This is a genomic window from Flavobacterium sp. N1736, from assembly GCF_025947065.1.
Lineage (GTDB): Bacteria > Bacteroidota > Bacteroidia > Flavobacteriales > Flavobacteriaceae > Flavobacterium.
Window position 1 is genome coordinate 3711316 of record NZ_CP109994.1, and the last position, 18081, is coordinate 3729396.

Below are 18081 nucleotides of genomic sequence, written 5' to 3' on the forward strand. Positions count from 1 at the left end.
AATGAAGATTTTAAACATCAGAACCTTCAAAGCATTTCAAAGTCGAAATTACGCTTTGTTTTTTGGAGGACAATTGGTTTCAAGAATCGGAATGTGGATGCAGCGAACCGCCGTTGTCTGGATGGTTTACAGCATGACACAGTCTACTTTTATGTTGGGATTAACCGTTTTTGCCGAGCAATTTCCTTCTTTTTTATTTTCACTTCTTGGCGGCGTTGTTGCAGACAGATACAATCGGTATAAGGTTTTAATGATTACCCAAATCATATCTGCCGTGCAAGCTATATTGCTTACGGTTTTGGTTTTTACAGAACATTATGCTATCTGGCAAATATTGTCATTAAGTGTTTTACTGGGAATTGTAAATGCTTTTGATATTCCGGCGAGACAGCCTTTGGTTCACGACATTATAAAGAAAAAAGAAGATCTCCCAAATGCTATTGCGTTAAATTCAACATTAAATAACCTGGCGCGTTTGATTGGTCCGTCGCTATCCGGAATTGTATTGACACAGTTTGGAGCAGGAAATTGTTTTTTACTAAATGCAATCAGTTTTGTAGCGGTTATTATTTCATTAATGCTAATGAAATTGCCGCCTTACAAACCAACTTTAACAAAAAAGAAAATTACAACCGATTTAAAAGAAGGCATAATGTATCTTAAAAACACGCCGAAAATTAGCATTATCATCTTAATGTTATCGCTTTTGTGTTTACTTGTTGTTCCGTACAATACACTGTTGCCTGTTTATGCCAAAATAATTTTTAAAGGAAACGCAGCTACTTTTGGTTATATCAATAGTTTTATTGGTTTAGGTGCGGTGACGGCGGCCATTTTTTTAGCCTCTTTAAAATCAAGTGCGAACCTGCAGAAAATACTGTTTATAAATACGCTTATTTTAGGTGTTAGTTTAATGATTTTTTCGCATCTCAATATTTTTCCAATAGCGATGGCAATTGCTATTATCTGCGGATTTGGAACTATGTCTCTAATTCCTATTTGCAATACAATTTTACAATTAGAAGCAGATGAAGCCATGAGAGGTCGGGTAATTAGCTTTTTTGCAATGGCAGCTTTTGGCATGATTCCGATAGGAAGTTTATTTATCGGAATGGTTTCTAAATATATTGGCGCACCAAACAGCTTACTTATTCAGGGCATTATAGCACTTATTATTGCCTTTTCTTTTTATCTTTTTTATAAAAGAAGAAAGAAAAACAAAAAAATAGTAATCCCGATACAAACAGAAGAAACAGATATTATTAACAATCAAATTTAATAGATATGAGTCAAAATACTGCTTTACTCGTCATGGATATGCAACTGGGAATTTTGTCAACTTTTCCGGAATCTCCAGCCATAATAGAAAATGTTGCAAACGCAATTGCAATTGCCCGAAGTAAAAACATTCCAATTATTTACGCCAGACTTGGTTTCAAGAATGGAGGTTCGGAAATTAGCGCTAATAACAAAGTTTTTGCTGCTACAAAAGAGCGAATAACTGAGATTAATCTTGATGAATTTTCAAAAGTTCATCCTGCATTAGAACCTCAGCTTAATGATATTGTTGTTACAAAGCGTCGTGTAAGTGCTTTTACAGGAAGCGAACTGGAAATTATTTTAAGGTCAAATGATATTAAACATCTTGTTCTTACCGGCGTGGCAACGAGCGGAATTGTATTATCGACCACAACCGAAGCCAGCGACAAAGATTATAAAGTCACTGTTTTATCGAACGGATGTGCAGATCGTGATGATGAAGTTCATCGTGTTCTAACTACAAAGGTTTTTTTACGTCACGCAAATGTATTGACTATTGAAGAATGGAAGAATTTAGAATAATTGAAAAGCGCTTTGTAACCGTAAAGCCCTAGCCCAGATAGAAGCGGTATCCTTTTCCTGCCTTCTTTAGGCAGGAAAAGATACAAGCGTATAGCTGGAAATAGCTCCTAAAAACTATTTGTGTTCTACCAATAATTCTTTTAATTCATTCGTTTTTAAATACGACGCAAAACGTCCGGCGAGTAACAACATTTCTCTTTCTTCGGGCGTTATTCTGAGTTTGGTTTCAACATGAGAAGCAAATTCGTATAGAATTAAAATTTCAGCAGCCGTCAATTCGTGAAATTTGTCTCTGGTTAAAGTTGCCAGGATAATTTCGCCGTCTTTGTCTTTTCTAAAACTAAGATCGCCAAACTGATCTATCAGATCTTGTTTAAACCTGTTCTCAAATTTTAGCCAATTAGCATATTCGTTATCCGTGTTTTTTAATTCTAAAACCAAATTTTCATACGCGGAGTCTTTCTTCATTTTCAATAAATATTCGCGCAAAGTAGTAAAACCAATAACCTGATAATTTGAAGTTGGTATTTTGTAGCGATCCATTAAATTTTCGACATCGCGCTCAAAAGTTATATATCGTGTTTGAACGGTGTATAAAGATGCTGTTTCTAACAAGGTAATCAGCCGTATCTTCTCATCAGTGATATAAGGTTCTTTTTTTCCTTGTCCCAAACAATCGATAAAAAGTGCTTTTTTGTTTTTATTGTCGACTTTAGTATCGTTATTAAGTAATTCGATTAAGGTTTTATAACCCATATTATCGGAAGCGCCGCCATCAATAATACACAATATTTTATCCTGATTTTTAACCCCGAATTTTACTTTTGGAAGCACACCCGGAAAAGCAGAACTTGCTGTAATCGCATACGTAAGCGGAAAATTATAACCGTCGTTTATCTGGTTTTCGTTTAATGAAATTGCAGCTTTATTGGGCGCTAAAGAAGCATTTAAATTTAATCCCCGAATAATATGTGGCATAAACGGAATGCGTTCGCCGTTATTATACGCGGTTCCATTGGCAACCATCATGGGTAAATACGGAACGTTTTTGCTTTCTTTGGGAACAAAAAAATCAGACAGCAGCATTTGGGTTTTAAACTTATACGGGTTTTCAGGATTTATAATATCGTATTGCAAAACCTCTGAATCTAATCGTTGTGTCATGGATATTTTATCTCCTTTTTCGTTTCGGCTATTACTTAAAAGTGATAAAATATTCGCCGATTTATCGACATAATCTTTATAAGCATCGGCTTTAGAAAAGTAAAACTCATTGAAAGTGCAGTTGTCGTGATAGAGTTTGTTTTTAAGGATTGTTAAATAATAACCTGCCGAATAACAGCCTCCGGAAACAGTCGAGAAATAATCAATTTCGTTTAAAAAATTGCGCTGGCTATTATTTTCCTTAATTTCTTCTAAACCCAAAAGAACGCCCATACTAAAAAACTGGGCACGCGAACCTCCGCCCGAAATTCCGATTCCTAATGCAATATTGGGGTTTTGAAAATTACTGTCACGTTCCTGAACCGATTTATAATCGGTTAATGAAACCGAAGGAATTGAGTTATAATTGATTTCTGAAAAAAGATTTATTTTGTTTTGAGAAAATCCTGTCTGAAGAAAAAGAAACAGCAATATTCGGCAGTATTTATATCTCATTTTTTGACTTTTATTGAATACCAAAATCAGTATAAGCGAAATTACAAGAAACTTTACAAAGTTAAATATCAGCTACTGAAATCTTTAACATTAAAAGCAATTCATTAAATTTATTATAAAACTTTGCGATAAAAAACCTCAAAACCTTTGCGTCTTTGAGCCTTTGAGCCTTTGAACCTTCAAAAATTAAGCACGCTTTATCTCATGCCCAACAAATTCTTCTAAAGCTGCAAACATATCATCGACCGAAAGTACTTCGAAATCAGGGTGATTTTTCAGGAAATTGGCATTTAGCGTAATCAGATTTTCTTCTAATTCATAAAAAGTATCATTGTTTAAGGAATCACGAATTGGCTTTACGCCTTCTAATTTGCCTTTTAAAAATTTAGCCAGCTTTACACTGCTCATCAATTTGACTTTTTTGCTTTGTTGTTGAAATAGCTCCAAATGTTTCTCGGCGCCAATTAAAGCCAAACCTTCTTCGATAAGTTCATTTAATTCTTTATTCCAACCCGATTTATGAACAAACTGAGCAAAATTTCCTTCGGCATATTGCGACCAGTAATAATCCAGATAATAACTCATTAAGGCATCTTCGTGAATAAATTCGTCGTCGACACCTTCCTCACGCATTAAATTGATTACCGATATATTTGAGTGAATAACATCCTGAAGATTTTCACTGTTCATTGCCGTTTCAGAAACTAATATTCTGCCAAATTCCTCCATCTTGATTTTTTGTTTTGTAATTGTGACTGCAAATTTCCATTAAATTAAAACAGAAAAGAAATACAATAGGTATTAAATGACATCAGATTCGTCACTATTCTTTTTTTCGTTCATTTTTGCAACTAAAGCTTTCAATCGCAATGCGCGTTCTCTTTTTTCTTCCTGAAGTTTCGCCTTTTTCTTATTTAGCAATTTGGTATGTAAAGCCTTGTTTTTGGTGTTTTTTTCGGGTCCTTTTGCCATGATTTTCGGTTCTTTACTTTGTTTTGCAAATTTCGGAGAAATAATGATATGAATGAGAATAATTTTTCGGGTGTTTTCCATCGCCGCGGATCGTCCCGAGGCTTCGGGATCACTGCAAGTCCTCGCACTTCCCTCGTCAGGCTGTGGGTTTTCCGCTGCTATCCCTAACGCGATCTCCGTTTTATAAGAAATATAATTTTGTGAGATTATCTTGAAGTTAAAAAGAGTATTTTAGCTTGAACTAACATCTATTTCACTTATGATTAAAAACTATTTTTATATTACTATTATAGCATTCATCTTTTTAAATTGCCAAAAAAGAGATTCAAACATACCTCAAAAAATAGACGAAATTGAATTTTCTTATATAAACAGTAGAAGAATTCCATTTAATGAAGTAAAAATTAAGATTGCAAGAATGTCAAGTAATGATAGTGCACTTGTATTTGTACAAACCAGACCCGCAATATATACTACTCGATGGGAATATAGTAAAATTGAAAAATTCATGACAATTGATATCAAAATTTTTAACAAATTTGCTGATGTAGCTTCTTCTTTCAATAAAATAAACATTGGCAAAGCCTTTGCAGATGAGAAAGATGGTAGCACTTGGCAAATACAATTTGGTTCAAAAGGAAAAAATCAAAGCTATAGTTTTTGGTCTCCAGACTATGATACCCAAAAAAGAGGACTAACTACATTTGTAAACTTATCTGAACAAATTATAGAAGTTTCTAAGTTAAAAAAGGAAGAAATTCTTGAAGATTAGCAAAAACAAACATATGATGAAAATATATTCAAATGCCGTATTTCTAATAATATTATTGGCAGGTTGTCAATCTCCAAAAAAGAAATACGATTTTACTTTCTTTAAATGGAATATTCGTGAATCTTATTATTTAAAATTCAACTCATCTGATACTCTTTATCATATTAACACTTATCGCCTTGAAGAACAAACTTCTTTTACAATTTTAGACGACGACGAAAGAGAAAGAATTCAAATCGCTTTAGATAACTTATCTTTTCCAAAAGAAAAGGAATTTTCAAACAGTTTAATTGAAGATGGAGAAACTAATGCTTTTTATTTAAAAGATGATAAACAATATCAACAACTTAAAATTCATGGTCATCAAGGTCCAGATCAATTTTGGCTATTTGGAAAAACATTAACAAATATTAAAAATCAACATAATTTTATGAAAATCAATAAAAAGTTTGATTTAAGTGGTATTGAGAAAATGGTAGCACCACCAATTTTATTTATACAAAAATAAACATGTCATAAACAAATCCGCGCTATCAAACCTGTCAAAAGGCACTGACTCGGGATAAGATCGCTTAATGGCGATTTCTCTTTTGTTGTTTATCTTATTTTTGTGGGGATTTAAGAGTAATGCTAAATATGTGATAATCTTTTTTAAAATTTAAAATATTACTAATCAATACATAGCAAATATTTAACAGTATTAGTTGTAACTTTGATCGTAAAAAAAGTACTAACTTGTTTTTAGAGTCAATAAACTAATTCAAAAAAAGATAAATAATGGAACAAAGAAAAGCATTAGAATATTATGTTTTAGATGTATTCTCGAATAAAAGTTACAGAGGAAATCCATTATCTGTAGTTTTTACTGATGGAATTTTAGATTTGGCAACTTATCAAAATATCTCTAAAGAATTTGGCTATTCTGAAACTTCTTTTGTTTATTATTCTACAAAACAAAAAGCGCTCAATGTTCGTTCGTTTACACCAACCGGAATTGAAATCGATGGTGCAGGACATAATTTACTGGGCGCAGTTTGTGGTGCGCTACTCAAAAAAATGCCCATTTTTGAAGATCAAAATGAAAGTGAGCCTTTTGTGATCATGAAAAATTCGCCAATACCATTAACGGTAAGTTTTGATCCGGTTACACAATATCCTGTGGTGCAAATGCATCAAAAATCGGCAGTGATTAAACAAGAAATTCCAACATATAGAATTGCGGTTGCGCTTGGTTTAAAAATTGAAGATTTAGACGTAAATGCTTTTGTTCCCACAATTGTTAAAACAGAAGTTGCACATACGATGGTTCCTATAAAAAACAGTCAAATACTCAATAACTGCATTCCTGATAATCAGCTTTTAATAGAAATTTCAAAAGAATATAAGTTTGAAGGGTTTTATTGTTTCACTATTGCTGATGAAAATCAGGAACATATAATCGAAACGCGATTTTTCAATCCAATAATCGGAATAAATGAAGATCCCGCGACTGGAACGGCTGCCGGACCTCTAATTGGATTTCTGACTCAAAAGAAATTTACTAAATCAGACAAAGAATATAAAATCCTGCAAGGTGTCAAGTTAAAACAGCCTTCGCTGATTGAAGTGATGCATCGCGAAGAAGATATTCTCGTTGGCGGTTCATCGATTATAACCATGAAAGGAGAATTATATCTATAAAAAAAGCTGCATTAAATGCAGCTTTTTTTATATTCCAACCAGAAATTAGTTCGTTTTCATTGGCGGTAAATCAAACGCAATTGAATCGTGTTCGAAATTATTGCGGTGTCCACCATCGCAAAAAGGTTTATTGTTCGATAATCCACAACGGCAAAGTCCTAATGCAGATCTTCCCTGAAGTCCGTATACAGTTCCTTCAGCATCCATGATTTCAAAGTCGCCTTCGATTTTTATAGATCCGTTTTTATTGATGATTAATTTTGTCTTGCTCATAACTTTGTTTTTGTTTTTTTCAGGGCAAAGATTGCGAAATAAATTTTGAAGATTTTAATTGAGACGCTAGTTTAAACTGGTTCTATTTTATGGGGTTATTTCATAGAGATACACAAAGAAAAAACGCGGAGATTCGGAAAGGTTTTGTTTCACGCAGATTGAGCAGATTTTAATTTAAAAATCATTTTAATCCTTTAATCTGTAGCATTAACTTAAAAAACTTTGCTTCTCTGCGCCTGCGAGATTAAAAAACTCAGCGAAAACCTTGGCGAATCTCCGTGAAATAACAAAATCTCAATTCTATTGCTTATTTTTGCACTCAATAAAATTGAGTTATGATACAAAATCCAAAGAGATATACTATTACGGCGGCTTTGCCTTACACCAACGGACCTATACATATTGGGCATTTGGCGGGGGTTTACGTGCCTGCAGATATTTATTCGAGATATTTACGTTTGCAAGGAAAAGACGTTGCGTTTATTTGCGGAAGCGATGAACATGGCGTTGCAATTTCGATGAAAGCTAAAAAAGAAGGAATTACACCACAAGAAGTTATTGATAAATATGACGGAATTATTAGAAAATCATTTGCTGATTTCGGAATTTCGTTTGATAATTATTCCCGAACTTCGGCTAAAATTCATCATGATACGGCTCAGGAATTTTTTAGAAAATTGTATGATAATGGCGATTTTATTGAAGAAGTAACGGAGCAATTGTACGATGCAAAAGCAGATCAGTTTCTGGCGGATCGTTTTGTAGTAGGAACTTGCCCAAGATGCGGTAATGAAGGAGCTTATGGCGATCAATGCGAAAATTGCGGATCGACTTTGAATGCGACAGATTTGATTAATCCAAAATCGACAATTACAGGAGAAACTCCAATCTTGAAATCTACAAAACACTGGTTTTTACCTCTTGACCGCTATACTGAATTCTTAACAGAATGGATTCTTGTTGAACATAAAAACGACTGGAAACCAAACGTGTACGGACAAGTTAAATCGTGGGTTGATGGCGGACTTGAACCTCGCGCCGTAACGCGTGACCTTGATTGGGGAATTGATGTTCCGGTTGAAGGTGCTGAAGGAAAAAAATTATACGTTTGGTTTGATGCGCCTATCGGATATATTTCGTCTACGAAAGAATGGGCATTGCGCGAAGGAAAAGATTGGGAACCATACTGGAAAGACGAAGACACGAAACTGGTTCATTTTATTGGGAAAGACAACATTGTTTTTCACTGTATTATTTTCCCGGCGATGCTTAAAGCCGAAGGAAGCTATATTTTGCCGGACAATGTTCCTGCAAATGAATTTTTGAATTTGGAAGGAAACAAACTTTCGACTTCGAAAAACTGGGCAGTTTGGCTGCATGAATATTTAGAAGAATTTCCGGAGAAACAAGATGTTTTACGTTATGCATTGACATCAAACGCACCGGAAACTAAGGATAACGATTTTACATGGAAAGATTTCCAGGCGAGAAACAACAACGAATTGGTTGCTATTTTCGGGAATTTTATTAATCGTGTTGTGGTTTTAACCAATAAATATTACGACGGATTTATCCCGACACCTAACGAATTATCTGAGGTTGACGAAAATACTTTGGCAGAATTAAAAGCGTATCCAGCCGTGATTTCAAGTTCGGTTGAGCGTTATAGATTCCGTGAAGCTCTTGGCGAATTGATGAATGTTGCGCGTTTAGGAAATAAATATCTTGCCGATGAAGAGCCTTGGAAAGTGATGAAAGACAATCCTGAAAGAGTAAAAACTCAAATGTATATTGCCTTGCAAATTGCTGCTGCTTTGAGCGTTTTGGCTGAGCCATTTTTACCTTTTACTGCGGCAAAATTGTCAAGAATATTGAAAAACGAAGGCAAATTGAAATGGAATGATGTTGCCGAAAATTCAGAATTGATTCCGGATGGTCACCAAATTGGTGAAGCCGAATTATTATTCGCAAAAATTGAAGACGAAGAAATACAAAAACAAATAGATAAATTGGAAGCTACAAAAACTGCAAATCTTGCTGAAAACAAACAAGTAGAACCTCAAAAAGATTTGATTCAATATGAGGATTTTGCTAAAATGGATTTACGCGTAGGAACTATTATTGAAGCCGAAAAAATGCCAAAAGCAAACAAACTTCTGGTGCTAAAAATTGATACCGGAATTGACGTTCGCACAATCGTTTCAGGAATTGCCGAAAGCTTTTCGCCAGAAGAAATCATTGGAAAACGTGTTACAGTTTTGGCAAATTTAGCACCAAGAGCTTTACGCGGAGTTGAAAGTCAAGGTATGATCTTAATGACAACAAACGCCGAAGGAAAATTAGTATTCGTAAATCCTGATACTGATGCTCCAAATGGAGAAACTATAAATTAATTATTTTGATAAATAATAAATTAAGAGAAAGTTATCCGCCTAAAATATCTGGCAGATAACTTTCTTTATTTAAATACGTTTATGCAATCTGAGAATAAATCTTTAATTTTAAAGAAAGAAATATTATGGACTCATCAGAACAAGAACTTTTTGAATTATCATATGAACAAAAAACGGCAATTGAAAGTAGTCGTATAGAAATTGAAAATGGAAATTTTCATAGAAATGAAGAAGTAATTTCTGAAATGCGGGAATGGCTGAAATGAAATAATTTGGTCTTTTTTAGCTAAACCTTACTGCAAAATGCCTTTTGAATATTGTTCCATTAGAAATGAAAGTCTAACTTAAAACTTATTTTTATATTCGTTTTCCTGCAAGGTTTTTTTCAACCTTGTAGGTTTTAAATATATTATCATACCTACAAGGTTGAAAAAAACCTTGTAGGATAAAAACAAATGTATTTTTCTTACATACTGAGTTTTTAGTTGTACATTCGTCTCGACTAAATATTTCAAACTTTAAATAAAAACTTATTAAAGTTAACATAAGCGAACCCTCGCCATGGTGATGGAACAGGAAACTGTCCTAAATCTATTCTTTGAATATTTAGTCACACCTAAAGCGAGGGTTTCGTGCGTTTAATATTTTCGATTATGACTAGAGAAAATGAAAAAACATCAGAGCCAGATGTAATGCGTGCAATGGCAAAATTCCTTTTAGCCCTTTGGTATGAGGAAGATTTTAGAGAGCAACCGGAAAATTTGTCTGAAATTTTCGAGACAATTCTCTTAACAGATATGGGTGACGACCAATATCTCCGTATCAAAATGGTAAGTTCTATTAGAATCAGTAAATTGTTGACAAACTTGCTTGGTTCTTTTTCTGACAGGGAAATTAACATTGCCTGCAAGAAAATCATGAATGCCTAATACCACACAAAAACAAGTTTAATCCTAAATTTTACTGATATTACCAATCAAAGATTAAAAATTGAATCTTTAATTTTTTGTGCCGTTAGGCACTAAATATTGGTAGAAAAAACATGAATTGAAATATATAGCGTGCCGTTAGGTACGCAATAGGAATCGTTTTGTTGCGTACCTAACGGCACGCTGCGGAATATGAAACCTAATTTTTTCTACCAATATTTAGTGCCTAATGGCACATTTTTTTTGCAATTTGTGCATTTTTTGTGCCTTTAAGCAAGAGATATTGATAGAAAAATACAAATGGTAATAATTTTAGCGTGCCGTAGGTACGCAATGATTACGTTTTGTTGCGTACCTACGGCACGCTGCAGAATATAAAACCTAATTTTTCTACCAATATTTAGTGCCTAATGGCACATTTTTTTTGCAATTTGTGCATTTTTTGTGCCGTTAGGCAAGAGATGTTGATAGAAAAATACAAATGGTAATAATTTTAGCGTGCCGTAGGTACGCAACAAACGATAACTATTGCGTACCTACAGCACGCTGCGGAATATGAAACCTAATTTTTCTTCCAATATTTAGTGCCTAATGGCACATTTTTTTTGCAATTTGTGCATTTTTTGTGCCGTTAGGCAAGAGATGTTGGTAGAAAAATACAAATGGTAATAATTTTAGCGTGCCGTAGGTACGCAATGATTACGTTTTGTTGCGTACCTACGGCACGCTGCGGAATATAAAACCTAATTTTTTCTACTAATATTTAGTGCCTAATGGCACATTTTTTTTGCAATTTGTGCATTTTTTGTGCCGTTAGGCACGAGATGTTGGTAGAAAAATACAAATGGTAATAATTTTAGCGTGCCGTAGGTACGCAATGATTACGTTTTGTTGCGTACCTACGGCACGCTGCGAAATATGAAACCTAATTTTTCTACCAATATTTAGTGCCTAATGGCACATTTTTTTTGCAATTTGTGCATTTTTTGTGCCGTTAGGCACGAGATGTTGGTAGAAAAATACAAATGGTAATAATTTTAGCGTGCCGTAGGTACGCAACAAAACGATAACTATTGCGTACCTACAGCACGCTTAATAATCTTAAATTCATGTTTTCTACCAATATTTATTGCCTAATGGCACATTTTTGATTGTTGCAACTCTACAATTACGGCTATTCTATATTTGTAGAAGATTAATCTTAATTTTTTATTGCTAATGTCAATCAACACAAGTTAAAAGTCAATAATTTTGCCTTAAACATTAGCATTTTTCAGCAATTTGAAAAAGCGTGAATCGATTATTATTAATTGGAAAACGCTTTTTTAAATCATAAATTATACTGAAAATATTTACAAAAATTAGCTTTCATCATTTAAAAGTAAGACATTCGCTGCAAAATGTTGATTATGGAGCTTTTAGAAAACTTACCTTACTTACTTAAATCCTTTTGGTATATAGCTATTCCCACAAGTTTAATTTTTATTATTCAAGCCATCATAACATTTACAGGTTTAGACTTAACAGATGGTATAGAATCGGATTTTGATACAGATCTAAATAACGGAAGTAGTGATTTTCAGCTTTTTTCTCTAAGAAACTTAATAAATTTTCTTTTAGGATTTAGCTGGACAGGAATTTCTTTTTATAAAATTATTAATAACCAGCTATTACTCATCCTTCTGTCTCTAGCAATGGGAGTTTTATTTATTATTCTTTTTTTCTTTATTATCAGACAAGTGCAAAAATTAGCCGAAGACAATTCGTTTAAAATTATAAATACATTACATAAAACCGCCGAAGTCTATTTAACGATTCCCGAAAACAAAAAAGGAAAAGGCAAAATCATGATTAGCGTAAACGGTGCATTTCATGAATTAGAAGCTATGACAGAAAATGAAAGAATCCCCTCAGGAACAGTTGTTAAAGTAGTAAAAATAGAAAACAACAATATTTTAATAGTAGAAACAATTTAATATGATAAACATGAATCCAATAATTTTGATTGCCGTTGCTGCAATCGTTTTATTTGTAACAATTTCGGCACTAATATCAAGATATAAGCGTTGTCCTTCTGATAAAATTTTAGTCATTTATGGTCGTACCGGTGGTACATCGGCAAAATGTGTACACGGAGGTGGCGCTTTTATCTGGCCTGTTATTCAGGATTATGCTTTTTTAGACTTAAAGCCGCTTTCTATCGAAGCTAATTTAACAAATGCCCTAAGTAGACAAAATATTAGAGTTGATGTCCCATGTAGATTTACAATCGCTATTTCTACAGAATCTGACAGTATGAATACTGCAGCTGAAAGACTTTTAGGATTATCATCCGAACAAATTCAGGAATTAGCAAAAGATATTTTATTCGGACAATTGCGTCTTGTAATTGCAACCATGACTATTGAAGAAATCAATTCTGACCGTGATAAATTTCTAGATAATATTTCAAAAAACGTTGACAGCGAATTAAAGAAAATTGGTTTAAAACTAATTAACGTAAACGTTACCGATATTAAAGATGAATCCGGCTATATTGAGGCATTAGGAAAAGAAGCTGCAGCAAAAGCTATTAATGAAGCAAAAATAAGTGTGGCTCAACAAGAAAAAATCGGAGAAACCGGTAAAGCTCTTGCTGACAGAGAAAAAGACACTCAAATAGCTGAAACCCACAGAGACAGAGATGTAAAAATCGCCATTACTCAAAAAGACAGAGAAATCAGTATTGCGACTGCTTCTAAAGATGAAACAATTGGAAAAGCAGAAGCCGAAAGAGACACAAGAGTAAAAACATCTGAAGCAAATGCTATCGCAATACAAGGAGAAAATGAATCAAAGATCGCTATTGCAAATTCAGAGGCACTACGTAGAGAAAAAGAAGCTGAATCAATGCGTATTGCAATAACTGCAGAGAAAGTTCAACAGGCAAGAGCTTTGGAAGAATCATATGTCGCAGAACAAAAAGCTGAATTGGCTCGTTCTGAAAGAGAACGTTCTACACAAATTGCAAACATCGTGGTTCCTGCTGAAATAGCAAAACAAAGAGCAATTATTGAGGCGCAGGCTGCTGCAGAAACAATAAGAGAAAATGCCAAAGGTGAGGCAGATGCTATTTTTGCTAAAATGGAAGCAGAAGCAAAAGGTCTTTTTGAAATATTAACTAAACAAGCCGAAGGTTATAAAGAGGTTGTTGCCGCTGCTGGCGGAGATCCAACCAAAGCTTTCCAATTATTGCTTTTAGAGAAACTTCCCGAATTGGTTAGAACTCAGGTCGAAGCTGTTAAAAACATCAAAATCGATAAAATTACAGTGTGGGATTCTGGAAATGGTCAAGGGGAAAATGGAAATTCATCAACTGCGAACTTTGTTTCAGGAATGATGAAAACAGTTCCGCCATTGAACGATTTATTTAATATGGCTGGACTTAATTTACCAACTTACTTAAAAGGTGAAGATATTCCTAAGGTTCTCCCAATAATTGAAGAACCACAAAAAGAGGAATAACAATCTACCGTTTATTATAAATTCTTTAAATTGCGTGAACTTTGATTCACGCAATTTTGTTTTATAAAAGATTAAAGTTCCTAACGCATTAAAATGAAAATCACCAAACCTAGACTAGCCTTAATCTGCGGAATACTTTGTATTTCGATATTTCCTATATTGATAAAACTTAAATTAGCACCTGGATTAATTTCTGCTTTTTATCGAATGACTTTTGCGGTGATTTTACTTTTGCCTTATGTGCTTATTACAAAAAGCTTCAAAATGCCAAAGACGAAATTCTTGCTTCTCGCAATGCTTTGTGGTATTTTATTCTCATCAGATGTTGCTGTTTGGAATATCGCCATTCAGGATTCAAGCGCGACTCAGGCTTCGTTGTTGACGAATTTATCTCCGCTTTGGGTTGGAATTGGTTCTTTTTTCTTCTTGAAGGTAAAACCCGCAACAAATTTCTGGATTGGAACCGTAGTTTCGTTATTTGGAATGATCACTTTGGTTGGCTTTAGCTTTTTTATGGATTTGAATTTTGATAAGGCTTTTCTTTTTGCAGTTTTATCCGGAATCTTATATTCGATTTATCTTTTGGTCAGCAAAAAAGTGCTTTCAGATGTTGATGTTCTTTCGTTTATGACCATTAGTTTATTTGCGTCGAGCATTTACTTAGGAATACTTTGTTATTGCTTAGATCAGCCTTTTACGGGATTTTCAGATACGTGTTGGTTTGTATTAATACTTCAAGCGGTTATTTGTCAATTGTGCGCTTGGCTTTCTATCAGTTATGCAACACAACATATGCGTGCAACCAGAGTTTCGCTAAGTTTATTGAGTCAGGCTGTAATTACTTCTGTTTTGGCTTGGTTGTTTTTGGAAGAACAAATAACTTTACAAATGGTTTTTGGCGGAATCATTTTGCTTCTCGGAATCAGAATTACTTTTTACGATAAAACTATATCTTTTAAGGGATTGTTTTCTAGGAATTAGAATTGAGAATTGGCACACGGATGATACAGGTTTAAACGGATTTACACAGATTGATTTTTAATTTATTGCGAAAAAAATTCTCTCGCAGATTAAGCAGATTGAGCAGATTCTTTTTTAATCTTTGACAAAAAATTAGTGTAATTCGTGGCGAAAAAACTTGAAACAAATTTTTTCATAAGACAAAAACCTGAAACCTGAAACAAAACAAACTTGAAACAACTTTTTCTATGTTACATAAAAGCAAAATACCAAACTTAAAAGTAATCGCATTTGATGCCGACGATACTTTATTTGTAAATGAACCTTACTTTCAGGAAACTGAACATAAATTTTGCGCTTTGATGGAAGATTATCTTTCACATCAGGGCATTTCGCAGGAATTATTTAAAATCGAAATCGCAAATTTACCTTTGTACGGTTACGGAATCAAAGGTTATATCTTGTCGATGATTGAAGCGGCGATGAATATTTCGAACAATACAATTCCGGTTGAAGTAATTCAGAAAATCATTCAATACGGAAAAGAATTACTCGAAAAACCAATTGAACTTCTGGACGGAATCGAAGAAACACTGCAGGCTTTACAAGGAAAATACAAATTGGTTGTTGCCACAAAAGGCGACTTAAAAGACCAGCACAGTAAATTGCACCGTTCTGGTTTAGGACATTATTTTCACCATATCGAAGTCATGTCAGACAAACAAACTGTTGATTACGAAAAATTAATTGGTCGTTTAGATATCCAGCCGAATGAGTTTTTAATGATCGGAAATTCATTAAAATCAGATGTTTTACCGGTTTTGGAAATTGGCGGTTATGCAGTTCATATTCCGTTTCATACCACTTGGGAACACGAAAAAATCAATCACAAAGTAGAGCACGAACATTTTAGTTCTTTTGAAAAAATTTCTGAAGTGCTCCATAATTTACAATAATGAAAACACTTTTAGATTTAGAAAACTGGAACAGAAAAGAACATTTTGCACATTTCAGTAAAATGGAAGAACCTTTTTTTGGTGCTACTGTCCAAATTGATTGTACAAAAGCGTATCAAACCGCAAAAAGTCTTAATGTTTCTTTCTTTATTTTTTATCTTCATAAAACTTTGGTTGCTGTAAATGCAATTGAAAATTTCAGATATAGAATTTCCGAAGGTAAAATCTATATTAATGACCGTATTGATGCTTCGGCAACAATTGGCCGTGAGGATGGCACTTTTGGTTTTTCTTTAATAGAATATAATCCTGATTTTAAGGTTTTCGAACAAAATGCTCTGGCAGAAATCGAGCGAATTCAAAACACAACCGGACTTTTTACAAGATCGTTTGATGACGATAATGTCATACATTTCTCGGCAATTCCGTGGTTAAATTTTACATCGCTTTCGCATGCCAGAAGTTATACGTTTCCGGATAGCTGTCCTAAAATTTCTTTTGGAAAAATGATTACTTCCGAAACCGGAAAAAGAACAATTGCAATGTCTGTTCATGTACATCATGGCTTAATGGATGGCTTACATTTGGGTCAGTTTACAGATCATTTTCAGGAATTAATGAACGGAAATTAGTAGTATGTTATTTTAACCTTATTCTGTTACAATTATAACTTATACCTAGGTATAATTCTTACAATTAATTGTTTTTTTGGGAAAATTTAAAATCTCAAATAACAATGAAAAAAATTGTAATTATTCTAGCATGTTCTCTAGGTTTAACGAACCTTCATGCACAAACAGAAGCAGAAAAAAACACTGTAAACGACTACAACAAATGGTCTGTAGAATTAGCGGGAGGTGTTAATAAACCGCAAAGCCCGATGACACAAGATTATTTTACTTCTACACCAAGCTTTTGGGTAGGTGATTTGGGAGTAAGATATATGTTTAACAACAAGTTTGGTTTAAAAGCAGATTTTGGATATAACAGTTTTACCGGAAAAAACAATTCAGTAGACTTTGATTCAAAATATTACAGAGCAGATCTACAAGCTGTTGCAAACTTAGGCAGAATCATGAACTTTGAATCATGGACTAAAACAATTGGTTTATTAGGTCATGCAGGTTTTGGTGTAGCTCAGTTAGAAAACAAAGACTTACATGTTAAAGACAGAATGGGTAATTTTATTGCTGGTGTTACCGGACAAATAAGATTATCTGACAGATTTGCTTTAACGGGTGATTTTACAACTATTGTAAATGCGTCGCAAGATTTAACTTTTGACTGTGCATGTCCTGTTCAATCAAGAGGTTTTAACGGTGTACTTTTTAACGGAACTGTTGGTTTAAATGTTTACTTGGGTAAAAACACAAAACATGCTGACTGGGTTGTTATTTCGCAAGAGTTTGATAGTTCTGCATTAGAAAACAAAATCGCAGATCTTGACGCGTTAGTAAAGAAAATACCAGAGAAGCAAGTAATTATAGAAAAACCAGTTACTACAACAGTAGTAAATGATAAAGATCTTTTGAAAGAAATGATCGATGCTAAATATTACAGTGTTTATTTTGACTTTAATAAAGCGACTCCAATTGAAAATTCAACAGCTGCACTTGATGTTGTTTTGACATATTTAAGAAAAAATCCTTCGGCTAATCTTGATATTTTAGGTTATGCAGATCAGGTTGGTAGTTCAGAATACAACGAAAAATTATCAAATTTGAGAGCTAATAATGTAAAAACCATTCTTGAAAAAGCGGGTATTGCATCTTCAAGATTAAATGTAGTTGCTCAAGGTGCAGATACTTCAATCCAAAAAGATTCTGAAGAAGCAAGAAGGCTGGCGAGAAGAGTTACTTTTAAAATAAGATAATCTCTTTCAAATTAAATAACGAAGCCCTAAAGAAAATTCTTTAGGGCTTTTTTTATGTTTAAACTATTGTAATTCAAAAGTACTATTTACAAAAAACATTGTTGTAGAGTATCAAATGCATTATGTGAAACGTATTCAAGCAGACTTTTATGCTTCAGTTTTTCTTCAATGAGTTAGAATCTATTATTTCACCTATGTGTCTCTACAACTTGTCAAGTTCATGTCAAAATAAGACTCAAATGAGAACTTATAAAACAAAAAAAAGCTG

At 33.7% G+C, this 18081-nt stretch carries 18 protein-coding genes; 14 read left to right on the forward strand and 4 right to left on the reverse strand.

What is annotated here, in order from left to right; genetic code table 11:
* Position 1: 1 nt before the first annotated feature.
* On the forward strand, positions 2-1279 hold the full coding sequence (locus tag OLM54_RS15755; RefSeq protein WP_264535528.1) for an MFS transporter: 1278 nt from the start codon (positions 2-4) through the stop codon (positions 1277-1279).
* A gap of 5 nt (positions 1280-1284) precedes the next feature.
* On the forward strand, positions 1285-1842 hold the full coding sequence (locus OLM54_RS15760; RefSeq protein WP_264535529.1) for a cysteine hydrolase family protein: 558 nt from the start codon (positions 1285-1287) through the stop codon (positions 1840-1842).
* Between the two features lie 114 nt (positions 1843-1956).
* On the opposite strand, the gene OLM54_RS15765 is transcribed toward OLM54_RS15760, so the two are convergent.
* The 3 genes from OLM54_RS15765 to OLM54_RS15775 all read right to left on the reverse strand — a co-directional run bounded on the left by OLM54_RS15765 (position 1957) and on the right by OLM54_RS15775 (position 4473).
* The gene (locus OLM54_RS15765) at positions 1957-3501 is read right to left on the reverse strand and encodes a patatin-like phospholipase family protein (protein WP_264535530.1); all 1545 of its coding nucleotides are present in this window, start codon (positions 3499-3501) and stop codon (positions 1957-1959) included.
* A gap of 186 nt (positions 3502-3687) precedes the next feature.
* Positions 3688-4230, reverse strand: a complete 543-nt coding sequence (locus OLM54_RS15770; RefSeq protein ID WP_264535531.1) for a hypothetical protein — start codon at positions 4228-4230, stop codon at positions 3688-3690.
* Positions 4231-4302: 72 nt separating this feature from the next.
* Complete coding sequence (locus OLM54_RS15775; RefSeq protein WP_264535532.1) at positions 4303-4473, reverse strand: hypothetical protein; 171 nt, start codon at positions 4471-4473, stop codon at positions 4303-4305.
* Positions 4474-4732: 259 nt separating this feature from the next.
* Between OLM54_RS15775 and OLM54_RS15780 the strand changes: the two genes are divergently transcribed.
* From OLM54_RS15780 to OLM54_RS15790, 3 genes are all read left to right on the forward strand, one after another.
* Positions 4733-5245, forward strand: coding sequence for a hypothetical protein (locus OLM54_RS15780; protein ID WP_264535533.1), 513 nt, complete (start codon positions 4733-4735; stop codon positions 5243-5245).
* A gap of 13 nt (positions 5246-5258) precedes the next feature.
* The gene (locus tag OLM54_RS15785; protein WP_264535534.1) at positions 5259-5753 is read left to right on the forward strand and encodes a hypothetical protein; all 495 of its coding nucleotides are present in this window, start codon (positions 5259-5261) and stop codon (positions 5751-5753) included.
* A 269-nt stretch (positions 5754-6022) separates the two neighbouring features.
* Positions 6023-6925 (forward strand): PhzF family phenazine biosynthesis protein, encoded by a 903-nt coding sequence (locus tag OLM54_RS15790; RefSeq protein ID WP_264535535.1) that lies wholly within the window; start codon positions 6023-6025, stop codon positions 6923-6925.
* A 45-nt stretch (positions 6926-6970) separates the two neighbouring features.
* On the opposite strand, the gene OLM54_RS15795 is transcribed toward OLM54_RS15790, so the two are convergent.
* Positions 6971-7198 carry a CDGSH iron-sulfur domain-containing protein gene (locus OLM54_RS15795; RefSeq protein WP_264535536.1) on the reverse strand — a complete coding sequence of 76 codons (228 nt, stop codon included), beginning with the start codon at positions 7196-7198 and terminating at the stop codon, positions 6971-6973.
* 335 nt (positions 7199-7533) lie between these two features.
* On the opposite strand from OLM54_RS15795, the gene metG reads away from it, so the two are divergent.
* The 9 genes from metG to OLM54_RS15840 all read left to right on the forward strand — a co-directional run bounded on the left by metG (position 7534) and on the right by OLM54_RS15840 (position 17813).
* Entirely contained in the window at positions 7534-9591 is a 2058-nt protein-coding gene (metG, locus tag OLM54_RS15800) for a methionine--tRNA ligase (RefSeq protein ID WP_264535537.1), read from the forward strand.
* Positions 9592-9716: 125 nt separating this feature from the next.
* A complete protein-coding gene (locus tag OLM54_RS15805; RefSeq protein ID WP_264535538.1) occupies positions 9717-9857 on the forward strand; it encodes a hypothetical protein in 141 nt (46 codons plus the stop codon).
* Between the two features lie 387 nt (positions 9858-10244).
* Positions 10245-10520, forward strand: a complete 276-nt coding sequence (locus OLM54_RS15810; protein WP_264535539.1) for a hypothetical protein — start codon at positions 10245-10247, stop codon at positions 10518-10520.
* A 1409-nt stretch (positions 10521-11929) separates the two neighbouring features.
* Entirely contained in the window at positions 11930-12496 is a 567-nt protein-coding gene (locus OLM54_RS15815) for an NfeD family protein (protein ID WP_264535540.1), read from the forward strand.
* A 10-nt stretch (positions 12497-12506) separates the two neighbouring features.
* Complete coding sequence (locus OLM54_RS15820) at positions 12507-14024, forward strand: flotillin family protein (protein ID WP_413614455.1); 1518 nt, start codon at positions 12507-12509, stop codon at positions 14022-14024.
* Positions 14025-14117: 93 nt separating this feature from the next.
* Complete coding sequence (locus OLM54_RS15825) at positions 14118-15005, forward strand: DMT family transporter (RefSeq protein WP_264535542.1); 888 nt, start codon at positions 14118-14120, stop codon at positions 15003-15005.
* Between the two features lie 227 nt (positions 15006-15232).
* Positions 15233-15940, forward strand: a complete 708-nt coding sequence (locus tag OLM54_RS15830; RefSeq protein WP_264535543.1) for an HAD family hydrolase — start codon at positions 15233-15235, stop codon at positions 15938-15940.
* Positions 15940-16572: a chloramphenicol acetyltransferase gene (locus OLM54_RS15835; RefSeq protein ID WP_264535544.1), complete on the forward strand. Its 633-nt coding sequence runs from the start codon at positions 15940-15942 to the stop codon at positions 16570-16572. The genes OLM54_RS15830 and OLM54_RS15835 overlap by 1 nt, the downstream gene beginning before the upstream one ends.
* Positions 16573-16676: 104 nt before the next feature.
* A complete protein-coding gene (locus OLM54_RS15840; protein WP_264535545.1) occupies positions 16677-17813 on the forward strand; it encodes an OmpA family protein in 1137 nt (378 codons plus the stop codon).
* Positions 17814-18081: the final 268 nt, after the last annotated feature.

What these genes read in the sequence shown, in the direction of transcription:
- OLM54_RS15755 (WP_264535528.1), top strand. Translation starts at nt 2, where the DNA reads ATGAAGATTTTAAACATCAGAACCTTCAAAGCATTTCAAAGTCGAAAT.
- OLM54_RS15760 (WP_264535529.1), top strand. Translation starts at nt 1,285, where the DNA reads ATGAGTCAAAATACTGCTTTACTCGTCATGGATATGCAACTGGGAATT.
- OLM54_RS15765 (WP_264535530.1), bottom strand. Translation starts at nt 3,501, where the DNA reads ATGAGATATAAATACTGCCGAATATTGCTGTTTCTTTTTCTTCAGACA.
- OLM54_RS15770 (WP_264535531.1), bottom strand. Translation starts at nt 4,230, where the DNA reads ATGGAGGAATTTGGCAGAATATTAGTTTCTGAAACGGCAATGAACAGT.
- OLM54_RS15775 (WP_264535532.1), bottom strand. Translation starts at nt 4,473, where the DNA reads ATGGCAAAAGGACCCGAAAAAAACACCAAAAACAAGGCTTTACATACC.
- OLM54_RS15780 (WP_264535533.1), top strand. Translation starts at nt 4,733, where the DNA reads ATGATTAAAAACTATTTTTATATTACTATTATAGCATTCATCTTTTTA.
- OLM54_RS15785 (WP_264535534.1), top strand. Translation starts at nt 5,259, where the DNA reads ATGATGAAAATATATTCAAATGCCGTATTTCTAATAATATTATTGGCA.
- OLM54_RS15790 (WP_264535535.1), top strand. Translation starts at nt 6,023, where the DNA reads ATGGAACAAAGAAAAGCATTAGAATATTATGTTTTAGATGTATTCTCG.
- OLM54_RS15795 (WP_264535536.1), bottom strand. Translation starts at nt 7,198, where the DNA reads ATGAGCAAGACAAAATTAATCATCAATAAAAACGGATCTATAAAAATC.
- metG (WP_264535537.1), top strand. Translation starts at nt 7,534, where the DNA reads ATGATACAAAATCCAAAGAGATATACTATTACGGCGGCTTTGCCTTAC.
- OLM54_RS15805 (WP_264535538.1), top strand. Translation starts at nt 9,717, where the DNA reads ATGGACTCATCAGAACAAGAACTTTTTGAATTATCATATGAACAAAAA.
- OLM54_RS15810 (WP_264535539.1), top strand. Translation starts at nt 10,245, where the DNA reads ATGACTAGAGAAAATGAAAAAACATCAGAGCCAGATGTAATGCGTGCA.
- OLM54_RS15815 (WP_264535540.1), top strand. Translation starts at nt 11,930, where the DNA reads ATGGAGCTTTTAGAAAACTTACCTTACTTACTTAAATCCTTTTGGTAT.
- OLM54_RS15820 (WP_413614455.1), top strand. Translation starts at nt 12,507, where the DNA reads ATGAATCCAATAATTTTGATTGCCGTTGCTGCAATCGTTTTATTTGTA.
- OLM54_RS15825 (WP_264535542.1), top strand. Translation starts at nt 14,118, where the DNA reads ATGAAAATCACCAAACCTAGACTAGCCTTAATCTGCGGAATACTTTGT.
- OLM54_RS15830 (WP_264535543.1), top strand. Translation starts at nt 15,233, where the DNA reads ATGTTACATAAAAGCAAAATACCAAACTTAAAAGTAATCGCATTTGAT.
- OLM54_RS15835 (WP_264535544.1), top strand. Translation starts at nt 15,940, where the DNA reads ATGAAAACACTTTTAGATTTAGAAAACTGGAACAGAAAAGAACATTTT.
- OLM54_RS15840 (WP_264535545.1), top strand. Translation starts at nt 16,677, where the DNA reads ATGAAAAAAATTGTAATTATTCTAGCATGTTCTCTAGGTTTAACGAAC.